The sequence below is a fragment of the Pseudomonas sp. BP11-1-1 genome (assembly GCF_052112105.1).
Classification (GTDB): domain Bacteria; phylum Pseudomonadota; class Gammaproteobacteria; order Pseudomonadales; family Pseudomonadaceae; genus Aquipseudomonas; species Aquipseudomonas alvandae.
In genome coordinates this window covers 1-2,793 of record NZ_JAUTYU010000037.1, presented here as the reverse complement: position 1 = coordinate 2,793, position 2,793 = coordinate 1, and the positions used below count along the sequence as shown (strand labels likewise).

Annotated in this window: 1 rRNA gene; it reads right to left on the bottom strand. The window is 52.2% G+C overall.

From position 1 onward, the window contains the following. Nucleotides 1–78: 78 nt before the first annotated feature. A 23S ribosomal RNA gene (locus tag Q7C33_RS28855) occupies nt 79–2,793 on the bottom strand; the annotation flags it as partial.

Here is a 2,793-nt window from a genome sequence, read left to right as displayed (position 1 = left end):
TTTCGAACTTTCGGTTCATCTCGTCTTCACACACCGCAATCTGGCCTCTTTCGAGTCTACAGATTGCTTGGGTGTTATATGGTCAAGCCTCACGGGCAATTAGTACAGGTTAGCTCAACGCCTCACAGCGCTTACACACCCTGCCTATCAACGTCGTAGTCTTCGACGGCCCTTCAGGGGACTCAAGGTCCCAGTGAGATCTCATCTTGAGGCAAGTTTCCCGCTTAGATGCTTTCAGCGGTTATCTTTTCCGAACATAGCTACCCGGCAATGCCACTGGCGTGACAACCGGAACACCAGAGGTTCGTCCACTCCGGTCCTCTCGTACTAGGAGCAGCCCCTCTCAAATCTCAAACGTCCACGGCAGATAGGGACCGAACTGTCTCACGACGTTCTAAACCCAGCTCGCGTACCACTTTAAATGGCGAACAGCCATACCCTTGGGACCGGCTTCAGCCCCAGGATGTGATGAGCCGACATCGAGGTGCCAAACACCGCCGTCGATATGAACTCTTGGGCGGTATCAGCCTGTTATCCCCGGAGTACCTTTTATCCGTTGAGCGATGGCCCTTCCATACAGAACCACCGGATCACTAAGACCTACTTTCGTACCTGCTCGACGTGTCTGTCTCGCAGTCAAGCGCGCTTTTGCCTTTATACTCTACGACCGATTTCCGACCGGTCTGAGCGCACCTTCGTACTCCTCCGTTACTCTTTAGGAGGAGACCGCCCCAGTCAAACTACCCACCATACACTGTCCTCGATCCGGATAACGGACCTGAGTTAGAACCTCAAAGTTGCCAGGGTGGTATTTCAAGGATGGCTCCACGCAGACTGGCGTCCACGCTTCAAAGCCTCCCACCTATCCTACACAAGCAAATTCAAAGTCCAGTGCAAAGCTATAGTAAAGGTTCACGGGGTCTTTCCGTCTAGCCGCGGATACACTGCATCTTCACAGCGATTTCAATTTCACTGAGTCTCGGGTGGAGACAGCGCCGCCATCGTTACGCCATTCGTGCAGGTCGGAACTTACCCGACAAGGAATTTCGCTACCTTAGGACCGTTATAGTTACGGCCGCCGTTTACCGGGGCTTCGATCAAGAGCTTCGCGTTAGCTAACCCCATCAATTAACCTTCCGGCACCGGGCAGGCGTCACACCCTATACGTCCACTTTCGTGTTTGCAGAGTGCTGTGTTTTTAATAAACAGTCGCAGCGGCCTGGTATCTTCGACCGGCGTGGGCTTACGCAGCAAGTGCTTCACCCTCACCGGCGCACCTTCTCCCGAAGTTACGGTGCCATTTTGCCTAGTTCCTTCACCCGAGTTCTCTCAAGCGCCTTGGTATTCTCTACCCAACCACCTGTGTCGGTTTGGGGTACGGTTCCTGGTTACCTGAAGCTTAGAAGCTTTTCTTGGAAGCATGGCATCAACCACTTCGTCACCCAAAGGGTAACTCGTCATCAGCTCTCGGCCTTGAAACCCCGGATTTACCTAAGATTTCAGCCTACCACCTTAAACTTGGACAACCAACGCCAAGCTGGCCTAGCCTTCTCCGTCCCTCCATCGCAATAACCAGAAGTACAGGAATATTAACCTGTTTTCCATCGACTACGCTTTTCAGCCTCGCCTTAGGGACCGACTAACCCTGCGTCGATTAACGTTGCGCAGGAAACCTTGGTCTTTCGGCGTGGGTGTTTTTCACACCCATTGTCGTTACTCATGTCAGCATTCGCACTTCTGATACCTCCAGCAAGCTTCTCAACTCACCTTCACAGGCTTACAGAACGCTCCTCTACCGCATCACTTACGTGATACCCGTAGCTTCGGTGTATGGTTTGAGCCCCGTTACATCTTCCGCGCAGGCCGACTCGACTAGTGAGCTATTACGCTTTCTTTAAAGGGTGGCTGCTTCTAAGCCAACCTCCTAGCTGTCTAAGCCTTCCCACATCGTTTCCCACTTAACCATAACTTTGGGACCTTAGCTGACGGTCTGGGTTGTTTCCCTTTTCACGACGGACGTTAGCACCCGCCGTGTGTCTCCCATGCTCGGCACTTGTAGGTATTCGGAGTTTGCATCGGTTTGGTAAGTCGGGATGACCCCCTAGCCGAAACAGTGCTCTACCCCCTACAGTGATACATGAGGCGCTACCTAAATAGCTTTCGAGGAGAACCAGCTATCTCCGAGCTTGATTAGCCTTTCACTCCGATCCACAGGTCATCCGCTAACTTTTCAACGGTAGTCGGTTCGGTCCTCCAGTCAGTGTTACCTAACCTTCAACCTGCCCATGGATAGATCGCCCGGTTTCGGGTCTATTCCCAGCGACTAGACGCCCTATTAAGACTCGCTTTCGCTACGCCTCCCCTATTCGGTTAAGCTCGCCACTGAAAATAAGTCGCTGACCCATTATACAAAAGGTACGCAGTCACCCAACAAAGTGGGCTCCCACTGCTTGTACGCATACGGTTTCAGGATCTATTTCACTCCCCTCTCCGGGGTTCTTTTCGCCTTTCCCTCACGGTACTAGTTCACTATCGGTCAGTCAGTAGTATTTAGCCTTGGAGGATGGTCCCCCCATATTCAGACAAAGTTTCTCGTGCTCCGTCCTACTCGATTTCACTTCTAAGATCCTTTCGCGTACAGGGCTATCACCCACTATGGCCGCACTTTCCAGAGCGTTCCGCTAAAATCAAAGAAGCTTAAGGGCTAGTCCCCGTTCGCTCGCCACTACTAAGGGAATCTCGGTTGATTTCTTTTCCTCAGGGTACTTAGATGTTTCAGTTCCCCTGGTTCGC